25 protein-coding genes and 1 other annotated feature are annotated in these 25,272 nt (G+C 51.0%); of the genes, 16 read left to right on the top strand and 9 right to left on the bottom strand.

All coding sequences use genetic code 11. The features are described 5' to 3' along the window. Positions 1-38: 38 nt before the first annotated feature. Positions 39-1,013, bottom strand: a complete 975-nt coding sequence (cysB, locus tag C9J01_RS16305) for an HTH-type transcriptional regulator CysB (protein ID WP_107299191.1) — start codon at positions 1,011-1,013, stop codon at positions 39-41. Positions 1,014-1,328: 315 nt separating this feature from the next. Here cysB and C9J01_RS16300 point away from each other — a divergent pair, with 315 nt between their 5' ends. Together C9J01_RS16300 and miaE are read left to right on the top strand one after the other, a co-directional pair. Next, positions 1,329-2,090, top strand: a complete 762-nt coding sequence (locus C9J01_RS16300; RefSeq protein WP_107299190.1) for a DNA repair protein — start codon at positions 1,329-1,331, stop codon at positions 2,088-2,090. A gap of 135 nt (positions 2,091-2,225) precedes the next feature. Continuing rightward, positions 2,226-3,014, top strand: coding sequence for a tRNA isopentenyl-2-thiomethyl-A-37 hydroxylase MiaE (gene miaE / locus C9J01_RS16295; RefSeq protein ID WP_107299232.1), 789 nt, complete (start codon positions 2,226-2,228; stop codon positions 3,012-3,014). 256 nt (positions 3,015-3,270) lie between these two features. Here the strand turns inward: miaE and topA are convergent, their stop codons facing one another. Then, the gene (gene topA, locus C9J01_RS16285) at positions 3,271-5,916 is read right to left on the bottom strand and encodes a type I DNA topoisomerase (RefSeq protein ID WP_107299188.1); all 2,646 of its coding nucleotides are present in this window, start codon (positions 5,914-5,916) and stop codon (positions 3,271-3,273) included. A gap of 698 nt (positions 5,917-6,614) precedes the next feature. On the opposite strand from topA, the gene C9J01_RS16280 reads away from it, so the two are divergent. Continuing rightward, complete coding sequence (locus C9J01_RS16280) at positions 6,615-6,863, top strand: YciN family protein (protein ID WP_107299187.1); 249 nt, start codon at positions 6,615-6,617, stop codon at positions 6,861-6,863. Between the two features lie 110 nt (positions 6,864-6,973). On the opposite strand, the gene C9J01_RS16275 is transcribed toward C9J01_RS16280, so the two are convergent. Together C9J01_RS16275 and sohB are read right to left on the bottom strand one after the other, a co-directional pair. After that, the gene (locus tag C9J01_RS16275; RefSeq protein ID WP_107299186.1) at positions 6,974-7,405 is read right to left on the bottom strand and encodes a DUF805 domain-containing protein; all 432 of its coding nucleotides are present in this window, start codon (positions 7,403-7,405) and stop codon (positions 6,974-6,976) included. Positions 7,406-7,431: 26 nt separating this feature from the next. Beyond that, entirely contained in the window at positions 7,432-8,493 is a 1,062-nt protein-coding gene (gene sohB / locus C9J01_RS16270; RefSeq protein WP_107299231.1) for a protease SohB, read from the bottom strand. Positions 8,494-8,648: 155 nt separating this feature from the next. On the opposite strand from sohB, the gene C9J01_RS16265 reads away from it, so the two are divergent. Then, positions 8,649-9,410 (top strand): YciK family oxidoreductase, encoded by a 762-nt coding sequence (locus tag C9J01_RS16265; RefSeq protein ID WP_107299185.1) that lies wholly within the window; start codon positions 8,649-8,651, stop codon positions 9,408-9,410. A gap of 86 nt (positions 9,411-9,496) precedes the next feature. Here C9J01_RS16265 and rluB read toward each other — a convergent pair whose 3' ends face one another. The 3 genes from rluB to rnm form a co-directional block, all read right to left on the bottom strand. After that, the gene (rluB, locus tag C9J01_RS16260; protein ID WP_107299184.1) at positions 9,497-10,567 is read right to left on the bottom strand and encodes a 23S rRNA pseudouridine(2605) synthase RluB; all 1,071 of its coding nucleotides are present in this window, start codon (positions 10,565-10,567) and stop codon (positions 9,497-9,499) included. A gap of 126 nt (positions 10,568-10,693) precedes the next feature. Next, positions 10,694-11,314 (bottom strand): L-threonylcarbamoyladenylate synthase, encoded by a 621-nt coding sequence (locus tag C9J01_RS16255; RefSeq protein ID WP_107299183.1) that lies wholly within the window; start codon positions 11,312-11,314, stop codon positions 10,694-10,696. 23 nt (positions 11,315-11,337) lie between these two features. Next, a complete protein-coding gene (gene rnm / locus C9J01_RS16250) occupies positions 11,338-12,204 on the bottom strand; it encodes an RNase RNM (protein WP_107299182.1) in 867 nt (288 codons plus the stop codon). 155 nt (positions 12,205-12,359) lie between these two features. After that, positions 12,360-12,452: a sequence feature (Trp leader region), on the top strand. A 71-nt stretch (positions 12,453-12,523) separates the two neighbouring features. Between rnm and C9J01_RS16245 the strand changes: the two genes are divergently transcribed. The 12 genes from C9J01_RS16245 to gspS2 all read left to right on the top strand — a co-directional run bounded on the left by C9J01_RS16245 (position 12,524) and on the right by gspS2 (position 23,757). Then, positions 12,524-13,537 carry a bifunctional 3-deoxy-7-phosphoheptulonate synthase/chorismate mutase gene (locus C9J01_RS16245; RefSeq protein WP_107299181.1) on the top strand — a complete coding sequence of 338 codons (1,014 nt, stop codon included), beginning with the start codon at positions 12,524-12,526 and terminating at the stop codon, positions 13,535-13,537. Further along, positions 13,534-15,117, top strand: coding sequence for an anthranilate synthase component 1 (locus C9J01_RS16240; RefSeq protein ID WP_107299180.1), 1,584 nt, complete (start codon positions 13,534-13,536; stop codon positions 15,115-15,117). Before C9J01_RS16245 ends, C9J01_RS16240 begins: the two co-directional genes overlap by 4 nt. A gap of 10 nt (positions 15,118-15,127) precedes the next feature. Then, positions 15,128-15,727, top strand: coding sequence for an aminodeoxychorismate/anthranilate synthase component II (locus tag C9J01_RS16235; RefSeq protein WP_107299179.1), 600 nt, complete (start codon positions 15,128-15,130; stop codon positions 15,725-15,727). 47 nt (positions 15,728-15,774) lie between these two features. Then, positions 15,775-16,785, top strand: coding sequence for an anthranilate phosphoribosyltransferase (gene trpD, locus C9J01_RS16230; RefSeq protein ID WP_107299178.1), 1,011 nt, complete (start codon positions 15,775-15,777; stop codon positions 16,783-16,785). Between the two features lies 1 nt (position 16,786). After that, positions 16,787-18,157 carry a bifunctional indole-3-glycerol-phosphate synthase TrpC/phosphoribosylanthranilate isomerase TrpF gene (gene trpCF, locus C9J01_RS16225; RefSeq protein WP_107299177.1) on the top strand — a complete coding sequence of 457 codons (1,371 nt, stop codon included), beginning with the start codon at positions 16,787-16,789 and terminating at the stop codon, positions 18,155-18,157. A gap of 12 nt (positions 18,158-18,169) precedes the next feature. After that, positions 18,170-19,360 carry a tryptophan synthase subunit beta gene (gene trpB / locus C9J01_RS16220; protein WP_107299176.1) on the top strand — a complete coding sequence of 397 codons (1,191 nt, stop codon included), beginning with the start codon at positions 18,170-18,172 and terminating at the stop codon, positions 19,358-19,360. Further along, positions 19,360-20,169, top strand: coding sequence for a tryptophan synthase subunit alpha (gene trpA / locus C9J01_RS16215; RefSeq protein ID WP_107299175.1), 810 nt, complete (start codon positions 19,360-19,362; stop codon positions 20,167-20,169). Before trpB ends, trpA begins: the two co-directional genes overlap by 1 nt. A 324-nt stretch (positions 20,170-20,493) precedes the next feature. Then, positions 20,494-21,768 carry a dicarboxylate/amino acid:cation symporter gene (locus C9J01_RS16210; RefSeq protein WP_107299174.1) on the top strand — a complete coding sequence of 425 codons (1,275 nt, stop codon included), beginning with the start codon at positions 20,494-20,496 and terminating at the stop codon, positions 21,766-21,768. 119 nt (positions 21,769-21,887) lie between these two features. Further along, the gene (locus C9J01_RS16205) at positions 21,888-22,427 is read left to right on the top strand and encodes a septation protein A (RefSeq protein WP_107299230.1); all 540 of its coding nucleotides are present in this window, start codon (positions 21,888-21,890) and stop codon (positions 22,425-22,427) included. A gap of 14 nt (positions 22,428-22,441) precedes the next feature. Further along, a complete protein-coding gene (yciA, locus tag C9J01_RS16200) occupies positions 22,442-22,840 on the top strand; it encodes an acyl-CoA thioester hydrolase YciA (RefSeq protein ID WP_107299173.1) in 399 nt (132 codons plus the stop codon). Between the two features lie 205 nt (positions 22,841-23,045). Continuing rightward, a complete protein-coding gene (locus C9J01_RS16195) occupies positions 23,046-23,345 on the top strand; it encodes a YciI family protein (protein ID WP_107299172.1) in 300 nt (99 codons plus the stop codon). A gap of 22 nt (positions 23,346-23,367) precedes the next feature. Beyond that, on the top strand, positions 23,368-23,757 hold the full coding sequence (gene gspS2 / locus C9J01_RS16190) for a type II secretion system pilot lipoprotein GspS-beta (protein WP_107299171.1): 390 nt from the start codon (positions 23,368-23,370) through the stop codon (positions 23,755-23,757). A 203-nt stretch (positions 23,758-23,960) separates the two neighbouring features. On the opposite strand, the gene C9J01_RS16185 is transcribed toward gspS2, so the two are convergent. Both C9J01_RS16185 and C9J01_RS16180 read right to left on the bottom strand, forming a co-directional pair. Beyond that, positions 23,961-24,899 carry a class I SAM-dependent methyltransferase gene (locus C9J01_RS16185; protein WP_107299170.1) on the bottom strand — a complete coding sequence of 313 codons (939 nt, stop codon included), beginning with the start codon at positions 24,897-24,899 and terminating at the stop codon, positions 23,961-23,963. 80 nt (positions 24,900-24,979) lie between these two features. Beyond that, the gene (locus tag C9J01_RS16180) at positions 24,980-25,189 is read right to left on the bottom strand and encodes a hypothetical protein (RefSeq protein ID WP_107299169.1); all 210 of its coding nucleotides are present in this window, start codon (positions 25,187-25,189) and stop codon (positions 24,980-24,982) included. Between the last annotated feature and the right edge of the window lie 83 nt (positions 25,190-25,272).

The following is a 25,272-nucleotide window of genomic DNA, read 5'->3' as shown; positions in this document are numbered from 1 at the left end:
AAGATTCACAGGCTGCCAAGCGGCAACCTGCATAAGCGTTACTTCACCGGTAACGGCATATTGGCAAACATTGCCTCGATTTCAGCGTTGGTTTTCAGCGTCACGGCCTGATCAACCACATCCCGTGTTAAGTGAGGGGCGAAGCGTTTGATAAAGTCATACATGTAGCTGCGCAGGAATGTACCTTTCTTAAAGCCAATTTTGGTCGTGCTGGCGTCGAAAATATGGCTGGCATCAATCGCCACCAAATCGCTGTCAGTAGCTGGGTCCATGGCCATACTGGCAATAACCCCGACACCAATACCCAGGCGGACATAGGTTTTGATCACATCGGCATCTGTTGCAGTAAAGACAATTCTCGGCGTCAAACCTGAACGATTAAAGGCACTATCTAGTTCAGAGCGGCCAGTAAAACCAAAGACGTAAGTAACTAATGGATAGGCGGCCAAATCATGGATAGTAATCTCTGACTTCTGGGCAAGGGGGTGATCCGCTTTAACCACGATCGAGCGATTCCAATGGTAGCAAGGCAGCATGATCATATCTTGGTACAAGTGCAGTGCTTCGGTGGCAATAGCAAAATCCGTGGTTCCTTTGGACACGGCATCCGCAAGCTGGTTGGGTGTCCCTTGGTGCATGTGAAGGGTGACCTTGGGGTAGCGGGCCGTAAAGCCTTGGATCACCGGCGGAAGCGCATAACGGGCTTGGGTATGGGTGGTAGCAATATTCAGTGTGCCCATTTCTGGGTGGGTATGCTCCCCAGCCACCGATTTTATGCTCTCCGCACGGGATAAAATGTCCCTTGCGATTTTGACAATCGACTCGCCTGCCGGTGTCACCTGAGTCAGGTGCTTACCGCTACGCTCGAAAATTTGCACGCCAAGTTCATCTTCCAATAACCTGACTTGTTTGCTGATCCCCGGCTGGGATGTGTACAAGCTCTCCGCTGTCGCAGAGACATTTAGGTTATGGTTTACAACCTCAACGATGTATCTTAATTGTTGTAGTTTCATGGTCCCGCCTAATGATAGTCCTTTATCATCTATACCCCGACCTTGGAGTGTCTCCCTGCACTGCGTTCCGCAGGGCTTTATAACATAATGTTATATAACTTATAGACCCAGTTTCCCAGCCTTGAGTGTCTAATTTTCGCAAGTAATAGACGATACCCGCAAAATGTCACGTATCCTTATCGCAATAAGCAATTTTATGCCACCAATCAACGCTTACGCGAGGTCGATCAATTAGAAAACGATCTCGCAGCTATGACCAATTATCGATATGGTGTATCTTATAGGGCTTGAGTAAGCACGGACGGTCCCCACCCCATGAGCATGCCACTAATTATTGGCCTGGTAAGCCTGTTGTTGATTCTGATTGTTGGCTACAACATCATTATTCAATACCGACAGAAACTAGAAAGCGCAAAACAGCAGGAATTGGCAAAATTTATCGCCGTTATTGATGCGACCGAAGAGTTGATCAGTAATGCCCACCACCTTCCATACAGCAAGGATTTGCTCGTCTGCCTGAACAAACGGGTACTGTTCTCTCTGGAAGGAATGAAAGAAGTCGATCCATCGGATAAATCACTGCCACAGCGCGTTATTAATGTTACCGAGCAAATAAACCAACTGCAGGCTAACTATTCGCAAGCCGATGTCGCCAGTTTCAAGGTACCAAGTACTGACAAACAAGCTCTTGGTATGCTTCAACTTGTAAAACGCCTGAAAAACGTAATCAAAAGTGAGCACAGCAAAGGTCGGATGCCAACTCAAGCATTTGTCACCGAAAATGCTCGCCTAGAAGGCATCCAGCTTAGGATCAATATTGAAAATGTTATCAAACGAGCCAACGAGGCGCGCGTGAAAAGGCAACTGGGTACGGCCAAGCAGCTACTGAAGAAAGGTATTGATGTACTGTCTAGCAAAAACGACGACTATGCCAACCAGGCTCGTGAGAAGTTGCAGAAGATGCTAAAAGATATCGACAGCAGCCAGAACATGACTAACCAGCAGCAACGCCAGCAGATGATTGAGAAAGAGCAGGACGAGCTAGATGTCTTGTTCCAGCCTAAGCGCAAATGGTAGCGCATTGCATACCAGCAAAGTTCCTACCAAAGGCCACCCATGCGGTGGCCTTTGTTTTTTCAGCCATTTCCACTTTACGCACTTGCATTGGTATACTGGGCAAATATCTACAACAAGACTCAACAAATCAAGCCCATGAATACAACTCAACAGATGATCGACACGTTGCTTGAGCCGATCAAGCAGTTCCTGCAATGCGATACGCCTAATGCCTGGATCAACGAAGCAAAAAAACCTGAAAACCTCACGGCGTTACTTGTCGATCACTGCAATTGCGAGCTCAAAGCCAGCCAAACCGCGATGTTCCTGATCCGCAAATATGCCGTTGATACAGAGAGTGGCAAAGCTCTGCTCGAATGGGCAAAACCGTATGAAGAGTTCGTCTATGGTAACGAGAGAGACACCCGCAGTTTCCATGGTAAGAAAAATGGCCTGGCTGCTGAGCTAAAACCCAAGGCTGATTTTGCCCACGGTGAAGAGCTTATCGACAAGATGGTCCGCCTGATCAAAGAAGAGTTCCACCACTTCGAACAAGTACTGGAAATCATGGAAAACCGCGGTATCCCCTACTCCAGTTTGAACGCGGGTCGATATGCCAAAGGCCTGATGAAGATTGTCCGTACCCATGAACCTAGCACCCTGATCGACAAGCTAATCATCGGTGCATACATCGAAGCCCGCTCTTGTGAGCGCTTTGCTAAGCTGGCCCCATACCTTGATGAAGAGTTGCAGAAGTTCTATATCTCCCTGCTACGCTCGGAGGCCCGCCACTACCAGGACTACCTCAAACTGGCCGAGCAAATCGCCGGCGAAGATATCAGCGAGCGCATAAAAGCCATCGGTGCCCGCGAAGCCGAGCTGATCAGCAGCCCAGACGACACCTTCCGCTTCCACAGCGGAGTACCGGCATACGCTATCGCTTAAGGTGCTAGGTGCTAGGTGCTGGGTGCTGGGTGCTGGGTGCTGGGTGCTGGGTGCTGGGTGCTGGGTGCTGGGTGCTGGGTGCTGGGTGCTGCAGGATGTTTAAAAACTAGAGAACGTCAAGCTCATTCTTTTTTTGCTCTACCTAGGATCTAGGGCCTTCTTTTCCTAGGCCCCATTCCAGCTTCTCCTAGGACCATCTGTTCCTAGCCCCCGCTCTTCCTGCTCTCAAAAAAAACCGCCTTGCGGCGGTTTTTTATTATTTCTCAGCTTTCTCTTTCTTCGGCTTTTTACGCTTGTCGGTAATTTCCCACTTACCGTCAATGTAGAGCCCGGTCCAGCCTGATGGCTTGCCTTCGATTTCCGAACGGACGTAGTTCTCTTTGGTCTTACGGCTAAAGCGAACCACTGTAGGACGGCCATCCGGGTCTTCCGTCGGCGCCTCTGTCAGGTACATGAACTTCGGCGACAGGCGATCCTTGAAGCGAACAAGTTCTTCCACCAATGGTGCACGGGTCTCGCGCGATTTCGGGAAGGTGCTCGCTGCCATAAACAGGCCGGAAGCGCCGTCACGCAGTACGAAGTAAGCATCTGGATCTTGGGAACAAGGAAGTTCAGGCAAGTGAACCGGATCTTCCTTCGGTGGTGCAATTTCACCGTTCTTCAAGATCTTACGCGTATTCTTACAGTTTTCGTTGGTACAACCCATGTACTTACCGAAACGGCCGTTCTTGAGCTCCATATCCGAGCCACACTTATCACACTCGATAACCGGGCCGTCGTAGCCTTTGAGTTTGAATTCACCTTTCTCAACCACGTAGCCGTCACAGCTTGGGTTGTTACCACAAACGTGCAACTTACGCTCGGCATCGATCAGGTAGGCATCCATCGCCGTGCTACATTTCGGACAACGTTTCTTGGCACGCAGGGCAGCTGTTTCAACATCTTCTTCCAAGACATTGACGATACCGTCCTCGTCACCCAGATTGATGGTTGTCTTACAACGCTCTTTCGGTGGCAGTGAATAGCCCGAACAACCCAGGAATACCCCTGTTGATGCGGTGCGGATACCCATTGGGCGGCCACAAGTCGGACATTCAATGTCGGTCAGTACGATATTGTTCGGCTTCATGCCGCCTTCAGTTTCATCCAGCTCAGCTTTTTCTAGCTCAGAGGTGAAGTCACTGAAGAACTTGTCCAGAACCGATTTCCAGCTTGCATCGCCTTCGGCGATTTTATCGAGGTTGCCTTCCATACGGGCAGTGAAGTCATAGTCCATCAGATCGGCAAAGCTCTCATCCAGACGATCCGAAACAATTTCACCCATCTTCTCGGCATAGAAACGGCGCTGGTCGACACGCACATAACCACGATCTTGAATGGTTGAAATGATTGATGCGTATGTTGAAGGACGACCGATACCGCGTTTTTCCAGCTCTTTAACCAGTGCCGCTTCAGTAAAGCGTGCAGGTGGCTTGGTAAAGTGCTGTTTTGGCTCCAACGATTCCAGTTTGAGCGTATCGCCCACGTGAACCATTGGTAGCGTAGTATCTTCATTCTTGCCCGATGGACGCTGTACTTTGGTCCAACCGGCAAAGCGTAGGGTACGGCCTTTCGCTTTCAGGGTGAAGTCACCGGCTTCGACAGTAATCGTGGTCGAATCGTACTTCGCTGGCACCATCTGACACGATACAAACTGACGCCAGATCAAATCGTAAAGTTTGATCGCATCTTGTTCCATGCCTTCAAGGTTTTCCGGTTTGACATCAACGCTAGAAGGACGGATCGCTTCGTGCGCTTCCTGGGCATTACCCTTGCTACCGTAAACATTCGGTGCAGACGGTAGGTAGTTATCGCCATACTCGCTGGCAATGAATTCGCGCGCCGCTTCAACCGCTTCCTTCGACAGGTTGGTCGAGTCGGTACGCATATAAGTAATGTAACCTGCCTCATACAGACGCTGGGCCAAGCCCATGGTGCGCTTAACGCCATAGCCTAAGCGGGTACTTGCCGCCTGCTGGAGCGTCGAGGTGATGTAAGGTGCTGAAGGCTTACTGCTGGTTGGACGGTCTTCGCGATCTTTGACCTGGAAAGCCGCTTTTTCCAACAGGGCTTTGGCCGCCATAGTATCCGCTTCGTTTTCTGGGCGGAAGGTTTTGCCGGCCTGCTGTGCCACCATCAAACGCAGGGCATCACTGCCTGCTGTTTGGGTATTGGCATGCATGTCCCAGTACTCTTCTGGATCGAACGCCTTGATTTCGCGCTCGCGTTCCACAATCAGCTTGACCGCGACCGACTGTACACGGCCCGCAGAAAGACCACGTGCGACTTTCTTCCACAACAAAGGGGAAACCATAAAGCCGACCACACGGTCGAGGAATCGGCGCGCCTGCTGTGCATTCACGCCATCCATGTTCAGCTCACCCGGTTGCTCGAAGGCCTGCTGGATCGCATTTTTGGTGATCTCGTTGAAAACCACTCGCTTGTAACGCTCATCATCGCCGCCGATGATCTCACGAAGGTGCCACGCAATAGCTTCCCCTTCGCGGTCCAAATCGGTCGCGAGATAAACAAAGTCAGCATCTTCCGCCAACTTCTGTAGTTCGTTGACGACTTTTTCCTTACCTGGCAGCACTTCATATTGGGCAGCCCAGTCATTGTATGGGTCGACACCCATCTTATTGATCAGCGCTTTGCGGTCTTTTTCTTTTTTAATGCGCGCTTTTTCTTCTGCGCTCAAGCCCTTGGTTGAAGTAGCCGCCGCTTTTTTACCGGTGCTGCGTGCACCAGTCGGCAAGTCACGAACGTGACCGACGCTTGACTTAACAACGAAGTCCTTACCCAAGTACTTATTGATTGTCTTCGCCTTGGCTGGGGACTCCACAATAACGAGAGATTTACCCATAATAATTCTATTACGTCCTCGTGCTCACAAAACTTAAAATTAAAACAACTAGTTGCACGCTAAAAAAACTAGAACTAGCACGGCAACGCTGGTACACCAAACTGATTAAGTAACTATTTACATCGCGAAATCCAACCGGTTGAGGACAGCTCCGGATAACTAGTTACGTAATGTGATTGGTATTTACATATTGGGCTACAATCGGAGAAGGTCAACTGCTTTTTAACAAAACGAGACCGTTTGGTTGTCCCTTCCCCACTTGTTAACAGCTGGTTACGCTAACCAAATGCATAGGAAAAATGTATGCCGACAAGACAAGTTGCGGCGCGATTTTCCTCTCATTTATCCGTAAAACTGAAAACAACTCCCGCAATGGGCGCTAATCATTACCACCTCCGCAACGCTTTGACTATAAAAAACCACTATTTTTTGCCATCGCTCACAGATTTTCGACAATTCAACGGGTTAATGCCTATTCTTTGTACCCTGATATTTTCAACTTAGGATGACAAAAAACCGACTTGCTGAAATTCGCCTTTTTTCAAGATATAACCAGTTCCCAATAAAAATCAACAACGCCAATAAAATGACAACGCTCAGTTTGGCGCAAAATTTGTCATTGCACACCAACTCAAATACACTAAGCCACCTCTGCCGGCGAACTTACCGGCAACCTGCTGTGAGATGAGAGAGATACCATGAGCACCAAAGAAACCATTTCAACTGATGACCTGCTAATGATTGCCAACCAGCAAATCCAAGATCATGAAGGCTACATCGACGGGATGCGTGCCACCTCCGTAGAAGAGCGTGGTGGGGTACTGATTTTCAAAGGCGAGTTCTTCCTTGATGACAAAGGCCTGCCAACTGAAAAGACCACGGCAGTGTTCAACATGTTCAAATACCTGGCCCACCAGCTATCGCCAAAGTTCACCCTTGGCAAATAAGCCTCCTTTAAAAGGGTCATGCAGAATAAAAACAGCCCCGCTTTTGGCGGGGCTGGCTTTTTACAAGGCTATGATTTTAGGGCTATAACCCTATAGCCCTGTCGATATACTTACATATCGATAGTCATTGTCTCTTTACCGTTATCCTTGGACTCATTATCTGAGCGAGGCCCCGGTGCTGAAGGTGGCTCACCACGCCCTTTCGGGTCCGCACCGAACTGGTTCGGCCCTGGTGTACCGTCCAGAATCCCCAGTTCAACAATGACGAAGATCGGACCAATCAACGGTAAGAAAGTCAGAATAATCCACCACGCACTTTTATTGCGGTCATGCAGGCGTTTTACGTTCAGGGCTGCCGAAGCCCAAAACACAAAAACGAGGACCACAATAGACAAGATATTGAGCATCGGGTTACCCGCATTTTCCGGTGTGGAATACAAGAACACCGGTAAGGATACCAAGAGCACAGGGATGCTATAAAGCCAATAATCCCGACGGCGCATTCGCCCTTGAAACGAAAACAAGGCCCACTTTTGATCCATCGTAACCTCTCTATACTAATGGACGTTTAGACAATTGGACGCTGCCCGCGGCTGATCCATTTCAGCAGCAGGTTATCAGCCGCATCGCCAGTCGCGCCGGCAAGTTTTTCCGCTAGCTTCTTACGCTGGACATAACGTACCTGAAGGACTTCGCGGTCCTTACAAGATGTGCTGATGTAATCATCACTGGTGCCAATTTCATCAACCAATCCAAGCTCTAGCGCTTGCTTGCCGAACCAATGCTCACCGGTCGCCACTTTGGCAAGGTCTAGCTCAGGGCGGTGCTCAGACACGAAGGCCTTGAACAAACCATGGGTCTCTTCAATTTCGCTCTGGAATTTCTCACGTGCCTTGTCGGTGTTTTCACCGAACATTGTCAGGGTGCGCTTAAACTCACCGGCTGTGATTTGCTCAAACTCAATATCGTTTTTCTTCAACACTTTATTGAAGTTTGGCAGTTGGGCTATCACGCCAATAGAGCCGACAACCGCAAACGGCGCCGAGATAATTTTATCGGCAACACAGGCCATCATGTAGCCGCCACTGGCCGCCACTTTATCCACTGAGATTGTCAGCTTGATCCCTGCCGCTTTTAAACGGTCAAGTTGGGAAGATGCCAGGCCGTAGCCATGAACCATACCACCGCCGGTCTCAAGGCGAAGCAGTACTTCATCACCTTCCATAGCCACGGCAAGAATTGCCGTCACCTCTTCACGTAGTGAGGCCACTTCACGGGCATCGATGCTGCCATGGAAATCCAACACAAACAGGCGTGGCTCACGGGAGTGAGACAAATCGCCCTCTTTAGCCGCTTTTTTTACTTCGTTCTGTCGTGCTTTGTGTTTTTCCTTGTCTGCTTTCTTTTCAGCCTTGTCACGCGCTTTAAGCAATGGCTTATCAAACAAGTGAGACTCCAGTTGATGCACAGTGTGCTTGTATTGCTCTGTCAGGTCAGTAACTTCCAACTCACCTTTCTGGCTACCATGATGGCCTTTCACTGTTTTGGCCACCACCAGAATCGCGATAAAGGCAATAACCACCGTGGCAATCTTGGCTAGGAACAATCCATAATCAAACAAAAAATCCAATGTCGAGTCCTCATTTTTTGACATTTAGCCATTGTAACCAAGTTGTCACCCATACCGCTATCGCAATATAGCCAAACAGCGTCAATATGCTCGTTTAAGCGAGCAAATTTTGGGTATACAATGGGCACACGAAAAAACCAATAAGGAAGTACACAGTGGATTATCAAATCGCTGAAAACTCACTGAAAGATAGAGTTATCCTGGTAACCGGAGCGGGTGATGGAATTGGCCGCCAGGCTGCCATCAGCTATGCCGCCCACGGCGCGACTGTTATCTTGCTCGGACGCACGGTTGCCAAGCTAGAAGCCGTCTACGACGAGATAGAATCACAGGGCTACCCTCAGCCAGCGATTATCCCTATGGATATGATGGGTGCGACCAAGCAGAACTATCTGGATATGGCAGAAACTATTGAAGGCCAATTCGGCCGCTTGGATGGGGTACTGCACAACGCCTCGCTGCTGGGCGTACTTAGCCCGTTTGACCAACTAGGTGAAGATACCTACGACGATGTCATGCAGGTCAATGTCAAAGCCCAGTTCCTGCTAACCCAAGCTATCATGCCACTGGTCAAAAAAGCTGAAGACGGCCGTATTGTCTTTACCTCTTCGACCGTTGGCCACCAAGGCCGCTCATTCTGGGGTGCCTATTCTATTTCTAAATTTGCCACCGAAGGCATGATGCAGATTCTGGCCGATGAAATGGCCAATACCAATGTCCGCGTCAATGCCATCAACCCAGGTGGTACCCGAACCGGTATGCGTGCCAAGGCCTTCCCTGCGGAAGACCCCTCTTTGCTGAAAACCCCAGAGGAGATCATGCCATTGTATCTCTACCTGATGGGCCCAGAGAGCAAAGACGTCAACGGCCAGTGCATTGACGCCCAGCCAAAGCGTAAGCCGGGAGCGGCTAGCTAAGCGATTTACCAGCGATAGATAACAAAAAAGCAGCCAATGGCTGCTTTTTTTATTCGGTTTCAAACCGGCTTATTCGCCAGTACATGCTATTTGCGGGTACGAGGCTTGGCTGGCTTGTTCTTCAGCGGGTTACGGCGGTTTGCAGCATTACCTGACGGCTTGCGGCGTGAACCGTTGTTACCTTCTTCGCCTTGGTGACGGCGGTTAGAGGTGTTCCCTGTTGGCTTGCGGCGTGGTGCTTGGCTGTTATCTTCACCTTGGTTACGGCTCGATGAACGGCGCTGGTCCTGACGGCCTCGGCGGCCACGGCCTGTATCTTCGTTCAGGCGCTCTTCGTGACGACGCACTGCACGGCGGATCTGACGAACACCACGCTTGCGCTTCTGGCCTTCAACTGTCAGTACAGTTTCGGTTTCAGCTGGAAGCTCTACTTTCTCACGAAGGTAGTTCACTTCTTTAAGCTCAAGCTCCATCCAACCGCCACGAGGTAGATCCTTAGTCAGGAAGATATCACCGTAACGCACACGCTTCAGGCGGCTTACCGTTACACCCTGGGAGTCCCACAGACGACGAACCTCACGGTTACGACCTTCGGTAATCACCACGTAGAAGGTATGGTTCATACCTTCACCACCGGCGTAGACCACGTCTTCGAAGCGCGCCATGCCGTCTTCTAGCTCAACACCCTTAACCAGGTTGCGAACCATCTCTTCGGTCACTTCGCCGAATACGCGGACCATGTACTCACGCTCAACGCTACGGCTCGGGTGCATAAGACGGTTTGCCAATTCACCATCGGTAGTGAACAGCAGCAGACCAGCGGTGTTGGCATCAAGACGACCCACCGATACCCAGCGACCATCGTTTAGGCGAGGCAGACGATCAAATACCGTACGGCGACCTTCTGGATCGTGACGGGTACATAGTTCACCTTCAGGTTTGTTGTACGCCAATACTCGGCAAACTTCTTCTGAAGACGACACCAACTGGATTTTGTGGCCATCAATGCGGACATTGACTGACAGATCGTCCAGGCGGTCACCAAGCTTGGCTACCTTACCGTCGATACTAACTCGACCGTTCTGGATCATTAATTCGATTTCTCGGCGAGAACCCTGGCCAGAACGCGCCAGTACCTTCTGTAATTTTTCACTCATTAGACAAACCTTTGTCGCCTTCACAGGCGTCGAAATATCATCATGCTTTAAGCCATCTTAAAGCGATGGCGGATTATGCCAAAAGCTTAGCTGAGATACCACAGAAAACACCCTGTTAACCCGATATTACTCAAAAGGTGATGGGTCACCGGCACCCACACGGGCAATTTCCATTTCGTCATTGCTAAAATCAACCACCGTGGTCGGCTGTTCACCCAGATAGCCGCCGTTGATGATCAAATCCACTGCATGCTCAAGTTGGTCGCGGATCTCTTCCGGATCAGACTCTGTGGTTTCGTTGCCCGGCAAAATCAAAGATGTCGACATCATCGGTTCACCTAACGCCTCAAGCAAAGCCAGCGCAATGGCATTGTCCGGTACACGAATACCTATGGTCTTACGCTTAGGGTTCATCAAACGGCGTGGAACTTCCTTAGTGCCTTTGAAAATAAAGGTGTAAGCCCCCGGCGTATTGTTGCGCAGCAAACGGTATGCCGCGTTATCAACACGGGCATATAGCGACAGCTCGGAAAGATCGCGGCACAGCAGGGTAAAGTTGTGCTTATCGTTCAAACGGCGGATCTGGCAGATCCGCTCCAGTGCCGATTTATTTTCCAGCTGGCAGCCAAGTGCATAACCAGAATCGGTCGGGTACACGATCACCCCACCATTGCGGATAATGGCTACCGCCTGGTTAATCAAACGGACTTGCGGTGTTTCAGGGTGAACATAAAAAAACTGACTCATTCTTCCTCCATAGGAAATGCAGCCTATTCGCGCACTTCCTCTTCTATGCGTTTCTTCTCAACGCTCCAGTCCTGCCAGACTTCGGTCACGTCCTTGGGCAACCACAAGTTACGTCCAAGTTCGGTCCATGGCGAGGCATAATGGAAATCAGAGCCCTGTGAAGCGAGTAATTGATAATCTATTGAATAATCGCCGAGCAAACGCCTTTCCTGCGGAGATTGCTGCGGTTGCGCTACCTCCATCGCATCCCCTTTGGCTTCAACAAAAGCGGTCAATAAGCGTTTTTGCCATTTTGCGGTCATATTGTAACGGCCGGGATGGGCAAGCACGGCCTGCCCGCCGGCTTGGTGGATGGCTTCCACCGCTTCGGCCATCGAACACCAGTTAGGTGGCACATAGCCCGGGTTGTTTCGGGTCAGGAACTTTTTGAAAACGGCCTGCATGTTCTTGGCATAGCCCTGCTCGACAATCCACTGGGCAAAGTGGGCACGGGTAAGCGTGGCCCCATTGGCAATGGCCTTGGCCCCTTCTAATGCCCCCGGCATTCGGTTCTTCTCCAACCGCTCCCCCATCAAGGCGGCACGATCGGCACGGCGCTGTGCCTGCTCTTCGATAATACGAACAATCGCCGGGTGCTCGGGATCGATATTCAATCCGACAATGTGAATATCAAAATTTGACCAAAGTGTCGATATTTCAATGCCTTTGATGAGAGTTAAAGGCAGATTTTCTGCTTCTATCGCTTGTTCGGCAGGCGCAAGTCCGGCCACTGTATCGTGATCGGTAATCGCCAATACATCGACCCGACGCTCAGCGGCGCGCCGTACAAGATCTTGCGGTGACAGCCGACCGTCTGATGCGGTGGTATGGCTGTGTAAATCAAACAACATAAATTATCTTCTTGACTTTACTCTCGCGAACTAGTTTACTAGTACGCAGTTACCCAGTACTACATTTGGTGGTTCAGTATATTCACTGACAGCCTGTATAACACTGAAAGGATAAATACATGGTACAGCAAATTCATCGTCAGCTCCGCGCTTTCTCATCTTGGTGGTGGCACTTCCCAACGCGGGTGGTGTGATTAGCTGTGCCTTAAACAGATTACACGAACCCGCCTCGACGCGGGTTTTTTTATAGCCAAATTCAGCCAGACAAAGATTTTACCAGAGCGCCAACCACAAGCCGCGCCCTGAAGAGGAAAAGAATATGATCATCGTACTTAAGCCAAACGCAACCGAAGAACAAGCCAAAGAAATTCTTGCCCGCATCGAAGAAGCCGGCCTCAAACCTCTCTACATGCCGGGTGTTGAGCGCATTGTGTTGGGCGCGCTTGGCGATGAGCGTGTTCTACAACAGCTACACCTTGATGCCTACCCTTGTGTCGAAAACGTCAAGCCTATCCTGACCAAATACAAAATGGTCAGCCGTGAAGTGCAGGCCCACGATACCGTGGTTCGTTTCGGTAATGCCTCTGTCGGTGGCGACAAGTTCGCAGTTATTGCTGGCCCTTGTTCGGTCGAATCTGAAGAGCAGCTGCTAAGCGTTGCCGAAGTGGTGAAAAAACATGGTGCCGTTGCCCTTCGCGGTGGCGCTTACAAGCCACGTACCAGCCCATATGATTTCCAAGGCATGGGTGTCGAAGGTTTGAAGCTACTGAAAAAAGCCAACCAACAACTGGGTATCCCGACCGTATCTGAGGTTATGGAGGTCAGCCAGATGGATTCAATGTGTGAATACATCGACTGTCTTCAGATTGGTGCTCGCAATATGCAGAACTACGCCCTGCTAAAAGCGGTGGGTGAAAGCAAAAAACCGGTCTTGCTCAAACGCGGACTTTCAGCCACTATCGAGGAGCTGTTACTCGCGGCGGAATATATCTACGACGCAGGCAACCCAAATATCATCCTGTGTGAGCGAGGTATCCGTACCTACGAGACAGCAACACGTAACACATTGGATTTGAACGCCGTGGCTTACCTTAAGCAACGTACCCACCTACCGGTGGTGGTTGACCCGAGCCATGGTACCGGCGTCCGTGAACTGGTTATCCCACTTTCACGCGCGGCGGCTGCAGTCGGTGCCGACGGTATTATCGTTGAATCACACCTTAACCCGTGTGAAGCCTTGTCGGACGGCCATCAGGCACTGACCGGCCCAATGTTTGAACAGTTGATGCAAGAGTTGAAACCGTTTGTAGAAGCGGCAGGGAGAACGCTGTGAATACTACCCCACTAGGCGTCGGTGAGCTGGAACTGCTCAGCCTCGATGTACCCTATGTTGCGGATCCGACGGAGTTGTATTACTCCGTCTGTGGCGACCGCCCACACAACCTATTGCTGGAGTCGGCCGAAGTCGACTCCAAACAAGACCTCAAGAGCCTGATGCTCATCGACGCGGCAGTCCGTATTGTCTGCCGCGGCATAGTGGTCACCCTCGAGGCCCTGACCGATAACGGCCTCAATGTGCTGCAAACCCTGGAAGGCAAGATGCCTGCCGATATCACTGCAGTACGCGAGGGGCGCCAGCTGGAACTGACGTTCCCATCAGCCGAACGCGCGCTGGATGAAGACAGCCGTCTGCGCCAGACCTCCTCGTTTGATGCACTGCGAATGATCCAGCATGCCTTCGATATTGCCGGTCACCCGCGCGAAGCGTTATTTATCGGTGGTCTTTTCGCCTATGACGTGGTTGATGGCTTTGAGCCATTGCCAGGCGTCAAGCAGGACAACCGCTGCCCGGACTACCTGTTCTATATTGCCGAGACCTTACTGGTGATTGACCACCAGCGCCGCAAGGGCAAGTTGCAGGCCACCCTGTTCGGCGGCGATGAGTACACCTCGAGCTACTTCGAGCTGAGCCGCCGCCTGCAGCACATCAAGGAAGCCTGCCTGGAGCCGATGCCGCTACCAGCCGCCCAGCTACTCGATGAATGCGAGCCGGTAGCAAGCGTGAGCGACGAAGACTTCTGCCAGCAGGTGGTCGATCTAAAACAGCACGTCATCAATGGTGATGTGTTTCAGGTGGTACCGTCTCGTCAGTTCACCCTGCCGTGCCCGTCACCGCTAAACGCTTACAAAGAGCTTAAAATCGGCAACCCAAGTCCTTATATGTTCTACCTGCAGGATGCCGATTTCACCCTGTTCGGTGCGTCGCCGGAAAGTGCCCTGAAATACTGTACCGAGAGCAACCAAATTGAGATCTACCCGATAGCCGGTACCCGCCGTCGCGGCAAGAACCCGGACGGTTCAATCAACCTCGATCTCGATGGTCGTATCGAGCTCGAACTGCGCTGCGACATGAAGGAAAACGCCGAGCACATGATGCTGGTTGACTTGGCCCGTAACGATGTTGCCCGTATCAGCGAGCCGGGTAGCCGCTATGTCGCAGATTTACTTGCCGTCGACCGCTACAGCCATGTAATGCATTTGGTCTCCCGTGTTGTCGGCCAGCTACGTGGCGATCTGGATGCCCTGCACGCTTACCAGGCCTGTATGAACATGGGAACCCTGACCGGCGCGCCGAAAATCCGTGCGATGCAGCTTATCCGTGAGGTCGAGCAGCGCCGCCGTGGCAGTTATGGCGGTGCAGTCGGCTATCTGACCGGCCATGGTGATATGGATACCTGTATCGTGATCCGCTCGGCCTATGTCGAAGATGATGTTGCCAGCGTCCAAGCCGGTGCCGGTGTGGTTTACGACTCTGTCCCTCAGGCAGAAGCCGATGAAACCCGTGGTAAGGCACAAGCGGTGATCACAGCTATCCGCAAGGCACACAGTGCCCCTGAACGTAAATCGCACTAAGGAGCCACTGATGTCCCTACCCCATATTGTATTGCTTGATAACTTTGACTCCTTTACCTACAACTTGGTTGACCAGTTCCGCTCGCTAGGCTGCGAAGTAACGATTTACCGCAACAGCCTTAGCGTCGAGCAGATGGAACAGGCACTGGCTGAGAAAAGCAATCCGGTTCTGGTGCTGTCACCGGGCCCGGGTGCCCCTGCCGATGCGGGCTGTATGCCAGAGCTGATCAAACAAGTGCGCGGCAAGGTTCCGATGATCGGTATCTGCCTGGGCCACCAGGCCATTGTCGAAGCCTACGGCGGCAAGGTCTCAGGCGCAGGTGAAATCGTTCATGGCAAATCAGCCATGATGAGCCATACCGGCCATGACGTGTTTGGCGGGTTGCCAAGCCCATTATCGATTGCCCGCTACCACTCGCTAGTTGCCGAAACGGTGCCAGAGAGCCTGAATATTATTGCCGATGTTGACGGCCTGGTCATGGCGGTGACCAATGATGAGGATCGTGTGTGTGGTTACCAATTCCACCCAGAATCTATCCTCACGACCCAAGGTGCCCAGCTGCTGACCAATACGCTGGCCTGGGTCACGTCTCCGACAACCGACCAATAATGAGCCGAACCAATAATCAGCCGGTATAGACAACAAGGATTTTTATTATGGATGCGACCATCTACACCATTGCCAACAAGCTTTACGACCAACAGGCACTGAGCCAAGAAGAAAGCCAAACCCTGTTTGACGCCATTATAAAAGGCGAAGTTGAGCCAGTACTGCTCTCGGCGGTACTGACAGCACTGAAAATCAAAGGCGAGACCCCAGCTGAAATCGCCGGTGCCGCCAAAGCACTGCTGGCCAATGCCAACCCGTTCCCAAGCCCTGAGTACGACTTTGCCGACATCGTCGGTACCGGCGGCGACGGTGCTAATACCATCAATATTTCGACCACGGCAGCTTTCGTGGCTGCCGCCTGTGGCGTTAAGGTTGCCAAACACGGCAACCGTGGCGTCTCTAGCAAGTCAGGCTCTTCTGATCTGCTGGACAAATTCGGCATCAACCTTGCCATGAAACCGGAGACGGCCCGCGAAGCCCTTGACGACCTTGGTGTCTGCTTCTTGTTCGCACCTGAGTACCACGGCGGCGTACGCCATGCGATGCCGGTTCGCCAAACCCTGAAAACCCGTACCATTTTCAATGTGCTGGGTCCTTTGATTAACCCGGCTCGCCCTAACATCGAGCTAATGGGTGTCTACGACGCTTCACTGGTTCGCCCGATTGCCGAAACCATGGCAGCAATGGGTATGAAACGTGCCGCAGTTGTCCACGGCAGCGGCCTGGACGAAGTGGCTATCCACGGTGAAACCACAGTGGCAGAAATCATCAACGGTGAAATCACCGAGTACACCTTAACCCCTGCTGACTTTGGTCTTGAAAGCCACCCGCTTGAAGCGATCAAGGGTGGTGAGCCGGAAGAAAACCGTGCCATTATTACCAATATCCTGACCGGTAAAGGGACCGATGCCCAAATGGGCGCTGTCGCCGTCAACGTGGCCCTGCTTCTTCGCCTGTTTGGCCAAGAAGATCTCAAGGCCAATGCCGAGAAGGCCATCAATGTCATGAAATCAGGCAAAGCCTTTGAGCTTGTCGGCCAACTTGCAGCACGAGGTTAAAATGGAAACAGTTCTAGCTAAAATTGTCGCCGACAAACGTATTTGGGTTGATGCACGTAAATCTGAGCAACCACTAGCATCGTTCAAAGACAGCCTAATCCCGAGTGACCGCAGCTTCTACGACGCACTATCGGGCGATCAGGCGGCATTTATCCTGGAATGTAAAAAAGCATCACCGTCAAAAGGCCTGATCCGCGAAGACTTTGACCTCAACATGATCGCCCAGGTGTACAACGGCCATGCCAGTGCTATCTCGGTATTGACCGATGAGAAGTACTTCCAAGGTAACTTTGACTTCCTGCCAGTGGTGCGTAACCAAGTTCGCCAGCCGGTGCTTTGCAAAGACTTCATGATTGATACCTATCAGGTCTACCTTGCGCGCCACTACAATGCCGATGCCATTTTGCTAATGCTGTCGGTATTGAACGATGATGAATACCGTGAACTGGCCGAGGTTGCCGAGCAGCTTAACCTTGGTATCCTGACGGAAGTCAGTAATGAAGAGGAGCTTGAGCGTGCGATTGCCCTCAAGGCCAAGGTGGTGGGGATCAACAACCGCAACCTGCGCGATCTCAGCATTGATCTGAACCGTACCAAAGAGCTAGCCCCACGCCTTCCGGAAGGAACGATTGTGATTTCAGAATCTGGGATCTACAACAACCAGCAGGTACGTGACCTGTCGGCTTATGCCAACGGCTTTTTGATCGGTAGCTCGCTGATGGCTGAAGACAACCTTGAGCTGGCAGTTCGTCGTGTATTGCTAGGTGACAACAAAGTTTGTGGTCTAACCCATGCCGATGATGCTGCAGCTGCCTACCAGAGCGGTGCGGTTTACGGTGGCCTTATCTTTGTGTCTGGCTCGCCACGCCATGTCGACATCGAGCAGGCCCGCATGGTGATGAGCGGTGCGCCACTGAAATATGTCGGTGTATTCCGCAATGCTGACCCAGAGGCTGTCGCTAAAGCTGCCGAGGCGCTATCTCTGTCAGCGGTTCAGCTTCATGGCGATGAAGACCACGACTATATTGCAGCCCTAAAAGGCCAGCTACCTGCAGAGTGTGAAATCTGGAAAGCCCACGGCGTGACTGAAAAAGCACCAGACCTTGGTCAGTGGCAGGTCGACCGTCACTTGCTAGATAGCAAGGTCGGTAACCAATCTGGAGGCACGGGTGTTGCCTTTGATTGGAGCCTGATTCCTAGCGTTCAAAAGCAAATCACCATGCTGGCCGGTGGCCTTAACCCGGACAACGTCTGCGAAGCAGCCCACCTTGGCTGCCGGGGACTGGATTTGAATTCCGGTGTAGAGAGTAAGCCCGGCAAAAAAGACCCAACAAAATTGAAAGCGGCTTTCGCGGCTATCAGAAAGTATTAAGGAAAATAAACCATGAGTAAGATTAGTGCCTACTTCGGCGAGTTCGGTGGCCAGTACGTCCCACAGATCCTCGTGCCAGCCCTAGACCAGCTTGAAGCAGCGTTTGTTGAAGCCCAGCAAGACCCTAGCTTCCAGAAAGAATTTATCGACTTGCTAAAAGAGTACGCCGGTCGTCCAACAGCGCTGACTTTGTGCCAAAACCTAACCAAAGGCACCAAGACCAAGCTTTACCTTAAGCGCGAAGACCTACTGCACGGTGGTGCCCACAAAACCAACCAGGTATTGGGTCAGGCCCTACTGGCTAAGCGTATGGGCAAAGATGAAATCATCGCCGAAACCGGCGCGGGCCAACACGGTGTTGCCACAGCATTGGCTTGTGCGCTACTGGGTCTTAAGTGTCGTGTTTACATGGGTGCCAAAGACGTTGAGCGCCAGAGCCCTAACGTATTTCGCATGAAGCTGATGGGTGCCGAAGTGATCCCAGTCCATTCAGGCTCGGCAACATTGAAAGATGCCTGTAACGAAGCGATGCGTGACTGGACAGCCACTTACGACAAAGCGCACTACCTGCTAGGTACTGCTGCCGGTCCTCACCCGTTCCCGACCATCGTGCGTGAATTCCAGCACATCATCGGTGAAGAAACCAAAGCCCAGATCCTTGAGAAAGAAGGCCGCCTACCTGATGCCGTTATCGCCTGTGTCGGCGGTGGCTCGAATGCTATCGGTATGTTCTCGGACTTCATCGACGAGCAAAGTGTTGGCCTGATTGGTGTTGAGCCGGCAGGTAAAGGCCTCGATACCGACATGCACGGCGCGCCGCTGAAACACGGTAAGCTAGGTATTTTCTTCGGTATGAAAGCACCTCTGATGCAGGACGAACATGGCCAGGTTGAAGAGTCTTACTCTGTTTCTGCCGGCCTGGACTTCCCGTCTGTCGGCCCTCAGCACGCCCACCTCAACGCTATTGGCCGTGCCGAATACGAAGCCGTCACCGATGACGAAGCACTGGAAGCCTTCCAAGAGCTTGCCCGCAGCGAAGGTATCATCCCGGCACTTGAGTCAGCCCACGCACTGGCCCATGCCTTGAAGATGATCAAAGCCAACCCAGAAAAAGAACAGCTGCTGGTCGTTAACCTATCAGGCCGTGGCGACAAAGATATTTTCACCGTACACGATATTCTAGATGCAAAAGGAGTGCTGTAATGGATCGTTACCAAGCCCAATTTGACCGCCTGGCGGCGAAAAACGAAGGCGCATTTGTTCCTTTTGTTACAATCGGTGATCCGAACCCGGAGCAATCACTGAAAATCATTGAAACCTTGGTAGAAGCCGGTGCCGACGCACTGGAGCTAGGGATCCCATTCTCTGATCCGCTGGCTGATGGCCCAACTATCCAGGGTGCAACAATCCGTGCTATGGAATCTGGCACTACCCCAGCCGTCTGTTTTGATCTGTTGAGCCAGATCCGCGCTAAGTATCCTGACATGCCAATTGGCCTTCTGATGTACGCCAACCTGGTGTTCACCAATGGTATCGAAAACTTCTACCAACAGTGCGCAAAAGCGGGTGTCGACTCGGTTCTTGTTGCCGATGTGCCGCTAAAAGAGTCTGAAGAGTTCCGTAACGCGGCAGCTAAGCACGGCATCCACCCAATCTTCATCGCCCCGCCAAATGCTGATGAAGATACATTGAAAACGGTGTCTGAGTTCGGTGGTGGTTATACCTACCTGCTATCACGCGCCGGTGTAACCGGTACTGAAACCAAAGCAGGTGCGCCAATCAACCACCTGCTGGAAAGCCTGAAGACGCACAATGCACCACCAGCACTGCTTGGCTTTGGTATTTCAGAGCCGCAGCAAGTTGCCGAAGCGATTGAAGCCGGTGCTGCAGGTGCCATTTCTGGTTCTGCCGTGGTGAAAGTGATTGAGAACAACCTTGATGATCATGATGCTATGCTCAGCAATATGCATAGCTTTATCAGCAACATGAAGGCAGCAACCCGCAAAGGCTAACCTTTCCGGCGTTAAGCTATAAACACAAAAGCCGCCCCAGGTCACTCTGTGGGCGGCTTTTTGCATCTCCCTGATATTTTCTGGTGCAAGATCAAAGATCTCTTCCTCCTTCCCCCATACAGTAACCAACTTGTTAAGGCCAGGTACAAACAAATTGCAAGTTTGAAAGGCAATAACACCAATCAAGTAAAAGAAAGATTGATAAAGATGATATTTCCGTGTAAAAACACACGCGCAAAATATCGGGTTAACATTTAGTACAATTACAAAACAAATTACCAATGTTTTTTATACCCATTGCTTTGCGAATAATATCGAACACAACTGAGGTATCTAACCGTGTTAAAAGAAAAAGGACTGTTTGGCAATATTGGCGTGCAGGTCGTCATTGCCATGTGTGTGGGAACCCTCGTCGGCGCGATGATGGGCCAGTCTGCAAGTATGTTCGCCCCGCTAGGCAGCATCTTCATCCACTTAATCAAAATGTTGGTGATCCCTTTGGTCGCCGTCGCCATTATCTCCGGTGCTGCTGGGCTTGGCAGTAGCCAATCAGCAGGTAAAGTCGGCTTGTCTACCCTGGGCTTTTTCGGCCTGACATCAGCGGTTGCGGTTGCCTTGGCCCTATTCATGGGTGTGGTCTTCCAGCCAGGTGTCGGCGTCGACATGACTGGCGTAGAGGGGATGTTCTCTAACGTCTATGCCGATAAAGGTGAGATGCCAACCTTCTGGGCTACCGTACTCGGCATGATCCCGACCAACGTTTTCCAGTCACTGAATGAAGCAAATATCCTACAAATTTTGGTTTTCTGCCTTTTCTTCGGTATTGCTGTTTCGAAGCTGGAAAAAGAACGCCGTGACCCATTGATCAACGGTGTAAATGCCATTGTTGATGCCATGGTATGGATGATCAACGTTGTAATGAAGGTTGCCCCTCTTGGCGTATTCGGTCTGATGGCTGATGCGGTAGGTACCTTCGGCTTTGGCGCACTGATGGTGGTATTCAAGCTATTCGTGGTCTACGTGATTGCTATCTTGATTTACGGTTTCATCTTCTACCCGGCAATGATCAAAGCCTTCAGCAAGACGTCGCCGCTGAAGTTCTTGTCAGCAATGAAGAAACCACAGGCTGTTGCCCTATCGACAGCTTCTTCCATGGCAACCCTGCCTGTTACCATGGAAGTGTGTGAAGAAGAGCTGGGCGTGAAAAACTCGACTGCTTCATTCGTATTGCCGCTGGGTGCAACCATCAATATGAGTGGCAATGCCATTTACTACGGTCTGGTTGCTGTCTTCTTTGCCCAAATGTTCAATGTCGAGCTGGGTATGGGGGCTTACATCGCCATTATTGTGACATCAACACTGGGTGCTGTTGGTCAGGCTGGTGTACCGGGTCCGTCTTTCTTGGTTGTCGCAGTATTGCTGGCAGCGGGTATTCCCATCGAAGGCCTACCGCTGTTGTTTGCCCTTGACCGTATCTTCGACATGATCCGTACTGCACTTAACATCACCGGTGATGCCGCTTGTGCAGTCATTGTCGATAACATGATCAACGATGCGCCGCAGGACACGCCGGAGCCAGAGTCCAGCCATCGCGTCTAGGCTACTCAATACAAAGTAATACAAACAGTATTACAGACCGGAGGCTGCAGGGTTAAACCTGCAGCCTTTTGCTTATTGATATACTATAAGCAGCTTATATGTATTTTATGGCTATCAACATGAAGCAACTGATTGATTTTATTCCTCTGGTCGTATTCTTTATTCTCTATAAAACCCACGACATCTATGTCGCGACCGGTGCCTTGATTATCGCGACCGCCATTCAAATTACGGTAACTTGGGTGCTGTATAAAAAAGTAGAAAAGATGCAGCTGGTCACCTTTGTGATGGTGGCGGTATTCGGCGGGCTGACAATTTTCCTGCACGACGACAACTTCATCAAATGGAAAGTCACCATCGTCTACGGGATTTTTGCCGCTGGGCTTGCTATCAGCCAGTACATGGGTAAGCCGCTGATTAAGGGCATGTTAGGCAAAGAATTGGAACTACCGGACGCTGTCTGGAACAGGATCAACGGTGCTTGGGCACTGTTTTTCGTTGTATGTGCCGTCGTGAATGTCTATATTGCCTTCCGTTTGCCGCTAGATGTGTGGGTTAATTTCAAAGTCTTTGGGTTATTGATCCTGACTTTGATCTTCACCATTGCCACCGGCGGCTATATTTACCACCATATGCCAAAAGAACCTGATTCAGAGTAGTACAGAGTCGCAACATGACATCAGAAAACAACATCCCACGCGGGCAACTGCTGCTCCGCACTCTCGCCATGCCAGCCGACACCAATGCCAACGGTGATATTTTCGGTGGCTGGATCATGTCCCAACTTGACCTCGCGGGTGGTATCCTTGCCAAGGAAATCTCCGGTGGCCGTATCGTTACCGTATCGGTATCAAGCATTACCTTCAAAAAGCCCGTCAGTGTGGGTGACGTGGTGTGTGTCTATGGCGAATGTACCAAGATTGGCCGCACTTCAATGAGCATCAACCTTGAAGTTTGGATCAAGCCAGTACGCGATGAAAACATCGAAGACCGCTTTATGGTGTGCGACGCCACCTTCAACTATGTTGCTATCGATGCTGACGGCAGGCCGCGTCCGGTGCAAAAGCACTAGCCACAAAAGCGCTGTGAGCAAAAGAAAAAGCGCCCATTACACATAGCGACATTGTCAAACTTTGGCAAAGTTCCGCAAAAAAGTCCTATCCTAATGCTAGGGCTTTTTTTTTCATTTATGATAGGAAAAATTTGTCACACATTGCTGCCTCATTACAAATTTCACCAATATCTATTGAGGGCAGCAGTTACAAGGAGAGAGCTACATGTGGTACGTTATTTTTTCCCAAGATGTCGAAAACAGCCTTGAGCGCCGCTTGAGTGTGCGTGAAAAGCACCTTGCACGACTGAAAGATCTCCAACAGCAAGGCCGCTTGCTAGTTGCGGGCCCAATGCCTGCGATTGATAGCGAGAACCCGGGTGAAGCAGGCTTTACCGGCTCAACCGTGATCGCTGAATTCAACTCCCTTGACGATGCCCAAACTTGGGCCGATGCCGACCCTTATATTGAAGCCGGCGTCTACGAAAAAGTGATCGTTAAGCCGTTCAAGAAAGTACTTCCATAACCGATTTTGAGATAACAACCTTATGCTAAAACGCACCCTCGTTTTACTCGGCGCTGCCCTGCTGGCAGGCTGTGCATCAAACGCAGAGCAGCAGGCCATTCTGGATATGGCAAAAGCTCGCGCGATGGCCATCAACAACAAGGCACCGTACGAGAAGATTGACCAATACCAGATCATGAAAGCCCAAGCACGGGAAAACATTGTCGAAATCACCATTTTGTATGGTGGTGGTGGTAAGACGCCGCCTACTCGAGCTGCCAAAAGTGCTGCGCTTAACTACTGTAACAGCGCTGAGCTAAGCCCGATGGTAAGCGAGGGGGTTAACTACAATATCGTGATCATGGATATGCGTGGCCGCCCGATGGTAACCCAGCCAATCACGGCAGATGTGTGTAGTCAGTTAGCGAATTGATAGCGCCAATATAATATTTGCTGCAGGGCAGTAATTTCAAAAACGCATAAAGACATCCATGTCGCTCCAAACCTGGAACGCCAGCCCGGGCCGTCCCTGGCGGTTAGGTTTTGAAATTATGCCCTACAACAAATTACGGCAAACACATCATATGTACAAAAAACGCCAGCATTGCTGGCGTTTTTTCTTTTAATTCATAGTCTTTACGAACGCTCAAACAGCAGCACTTTCAGCCCGCCTTCCGGGTCAATATCTTTGAACTCCGGCGGGTTTTCCAAACGGTGCTGGTAGGTAAGCTCCGGTGCTTCGGTAGCCATTCCCTCAATTAAGAAAGATGATGACACACCTGGGTCATTCACGCAGGCCAGTACCTGTCCGTTCTCGGTCAACAATTCTGGCAGGCGACGGAGGATTTTCTGATAATCCTTGGTCAGGGCAAAACTGCCTTTCTGGAACGATGGCGGATCGATAATTATCAGATCATAAGGGCCCAGCTTGCGGACCTTGCCCCATGACTTGAACAACTCATGGCCAAGGAAGCTAACCTTCGATAGGTCGTGCTTATTCAGATGATGGTTGTCCCGGCCACGGCTCAACGCCGCTTTTGCCATATCTAGATTCACCACATGCTCTGCCCCACCGGCAATCGCAGCAACAGAGAAACCACAGGTGTATGCGAACAGGTTCAAAACGCGTTTACCTTCGGCATGGCGCATCACCCAATCGCGTCCATAGCGCATATCAAGGAATAAGCCGTTGTTCTGCTTGCGGCCGAGATCCAGTTTGAACGTAAGGCCATTTTCGACCACATCCTGATACTCGCGGCTCTCACCCCACAACACTTCCATTGGCGAACCTTGACGGTCACGATGCTGGAGAAGTAGCGACTTGGCGCCTGATTGCTGCCACGCTGGCGTATCAGTCAAATTCTGTAGCAAGCGGTGCAGTTGTGTCAGAAACTCCTCTGACGGCTCTTTGAAGAGTGAAACCAGCACTTGGCCACTCAGCCAGTCGACAGTCAGCTGTTCAAGTCCCGGCCAGCAACGGCCACGGCCATGGAATAACCGGCGCACTTCACTTGGCGGTGTCGCCAATTCTGTCAATAGGTGTTGCTCAAGGTTTACTAATGCACTCGGTTCCATAGTTCTACTGCGTTGGGGAATTCAGGGGCGGTAGTATAGCAAACCCACCAAGAGCAAACACAATTGGAGTAAAGATATTATTAGGCAACGAGTTTGAGGTTTTCTTGGTCGGGTTGACGACAACTGGCAAGGTGAACATATTCTGCCTGAAGGCGGACTTGGCGTTGGCGGCGGGTGCGGTTTTTGACAAGTTTACGTTGCCTGCGAAATGACGCCAGCCCCCAGAAACGTGATTGGTTCTTCTTTTTCTTCAATCGCATACGAAGCGATACGGAGCGGGTAAGGCGCATAATATGTCTCGGTCTAGGTAAATCCTAGACCGATATTATAGGTGAAACTGTTCTGTAATGTAATTTGCTAGAGGTCAAAATAG

This window comes from Photobacterium rosenbergii, from assembly GCF_003026455.1.
Taxonomy (GTDB): domain Bacteria; phylum Pseudomonadota; class Gammaproteobacteria; order Enterobacterales; family Vibrionaceae; genus Photobacterium; species Photobacterium rosenbergii.
The sequence above is the reverse complement of the archived record's forward strand: the minus strand, read 5'-3'. Positions and strand labels throughout refer to the sequence as shown.

Bases quoted from the DNA above. Each gene is read 5' to 3' on its own strand.
- cysB (WP_107299191.1), bottom strand. From the start codon at position 1,013: ATGAAACTACAACAATTAAGATACATCGTTGAGGTTGTAAACCATAAC.
- C9J01_RS16300 (WP_107299190.1), top strand. From the start codon at position 1,329: ATGAGCATGCCACTAATTATTGGCCTGGTAAGCCTGTTGTTGATTCTG.
- miaE (WP_107299232.1), top strand. From the start codon at position 2,226: ATGAATACAACTCAACAGATGATCGACACGTTGCTTGAGCCGATCAAG.
- topA (WP_107299188.1), bottom strand. From the start codon at position 5,916: ATGGGTAAATCTCTCGTTATTGTGGAGTCCCCAGCCAAGGCGAAGACA.
- C9J01_RS16280 (WP_107299187.1), top strand. From the start codon at position 6,615: ATGAGCACCAAAGAAACCATTTCAACTGATGACCTGCTAATGATTGCC.
- C9J01_RS16275 (WP_107299186.1), bottom strand. From the start codon at position 7,405: ATGGATCAAAAGTGGGCCTTGTTTTCGTTTCAAGGGCGAATGCGCCGT.
- rluB (WP_107299184.1), bottom strand. From the start codon at position 10,567: ATGAGTGAAAAATTACAGAAGGTACTGGCGCGTTCTGGCCAGGGTTCT.
- C9J01_RS16255 (WP_107299183.1), bottom strand. From the start codon at position 11,314: ATGAGTCAGTTTTTTTATGTTCACCCTGAAACACCGCAAGTCCGTTTG.
- rnm (WP_107299182.1), bottom strand. From the start codon at position 12,204: ATGTTGTTTGATTTACACAGCCATACCACCGCATCAGACGGTCGGCTG.
- C9J01_RS16245 (WP_107299181.1), top strand. From the start codon at position 12,524: ATGATCATCGTACTTAAGCCAAACGCAACCGAAGAACAAGCCAAAGAA.
- C9J01_RS16235 (WP_107299179.1), top strand. From the start codon at position 15,128: ATGTCCCTACCCCATATTGTATTGCTTGATAACTTTGACTCCTTTACC.
- trpD (WP_107299178.1), top strand. From the start codon at position 15,775: ATGGATGCGACCATCTACACCATTGCCAACAAGCTTTACGACCAACAG.
- trpCF (WP_107299177.1), top strand. From the start codon at position 16,787: ATGGAAACAGTTCTAGCTAAAATTGTCGCCGACAAACGTATTTGGGTT.
- trpB (WP_107299176.1), top strand. From the start codon at position 18,170: ATGAGTAAGATTAGTGCCTACTTCGGCGAGTTCGGTGGCCAGTACGTC.
- trpA (WP_107299175.1), top strand. From the start codon at position 19,360: ATGGATCGTTACCAAGCCCAATTTGACCGCCTGGCGGCGAAAAACGAA.
- C9J01_RS16205 (WP_107299230.1), top strand. From the start codon at position 21,888: ATGAAGCAACTGATTGATTTTATTCCTCTGGTCGTATTCTTTATTCTC.
- yciA (WP_107299173.1), top strand. From the start codon at position 22,442: ATGACATCAGAAAACAACATCCCACGCGGGCAACTGCTGCTCCGCACT.
- C9J01_RS16195 (WP_107299172.1), top strand. From the start codon at position 23,046: ATGTGGTACGTTATTTTTTCCCAAGATGTCGAAAACAGCCTTGAGCGC.
- gspS2 (WP_107299171.1), top strand. From the start codon at position 23,368: ATGCTAAAACGCACCCTCGTTTTACTCGGCGCTGCCCTGCTGGCAGGC.
- C9J01_RS16185 (WP_107299170.1), bottom strand. From the start codon at position 24,899: ATGGAACCGAGTGCATTAGTAAACCTTGAGCAACACCTATTGACAGAA.
- C9J01_RS16180 (WP_107299169.1), bottom strand. From the start codon at position 25,189: ATGCGCCTTACCCGCTCCGTATCGCTTCGTATGCGATTGAAGAAAAAG.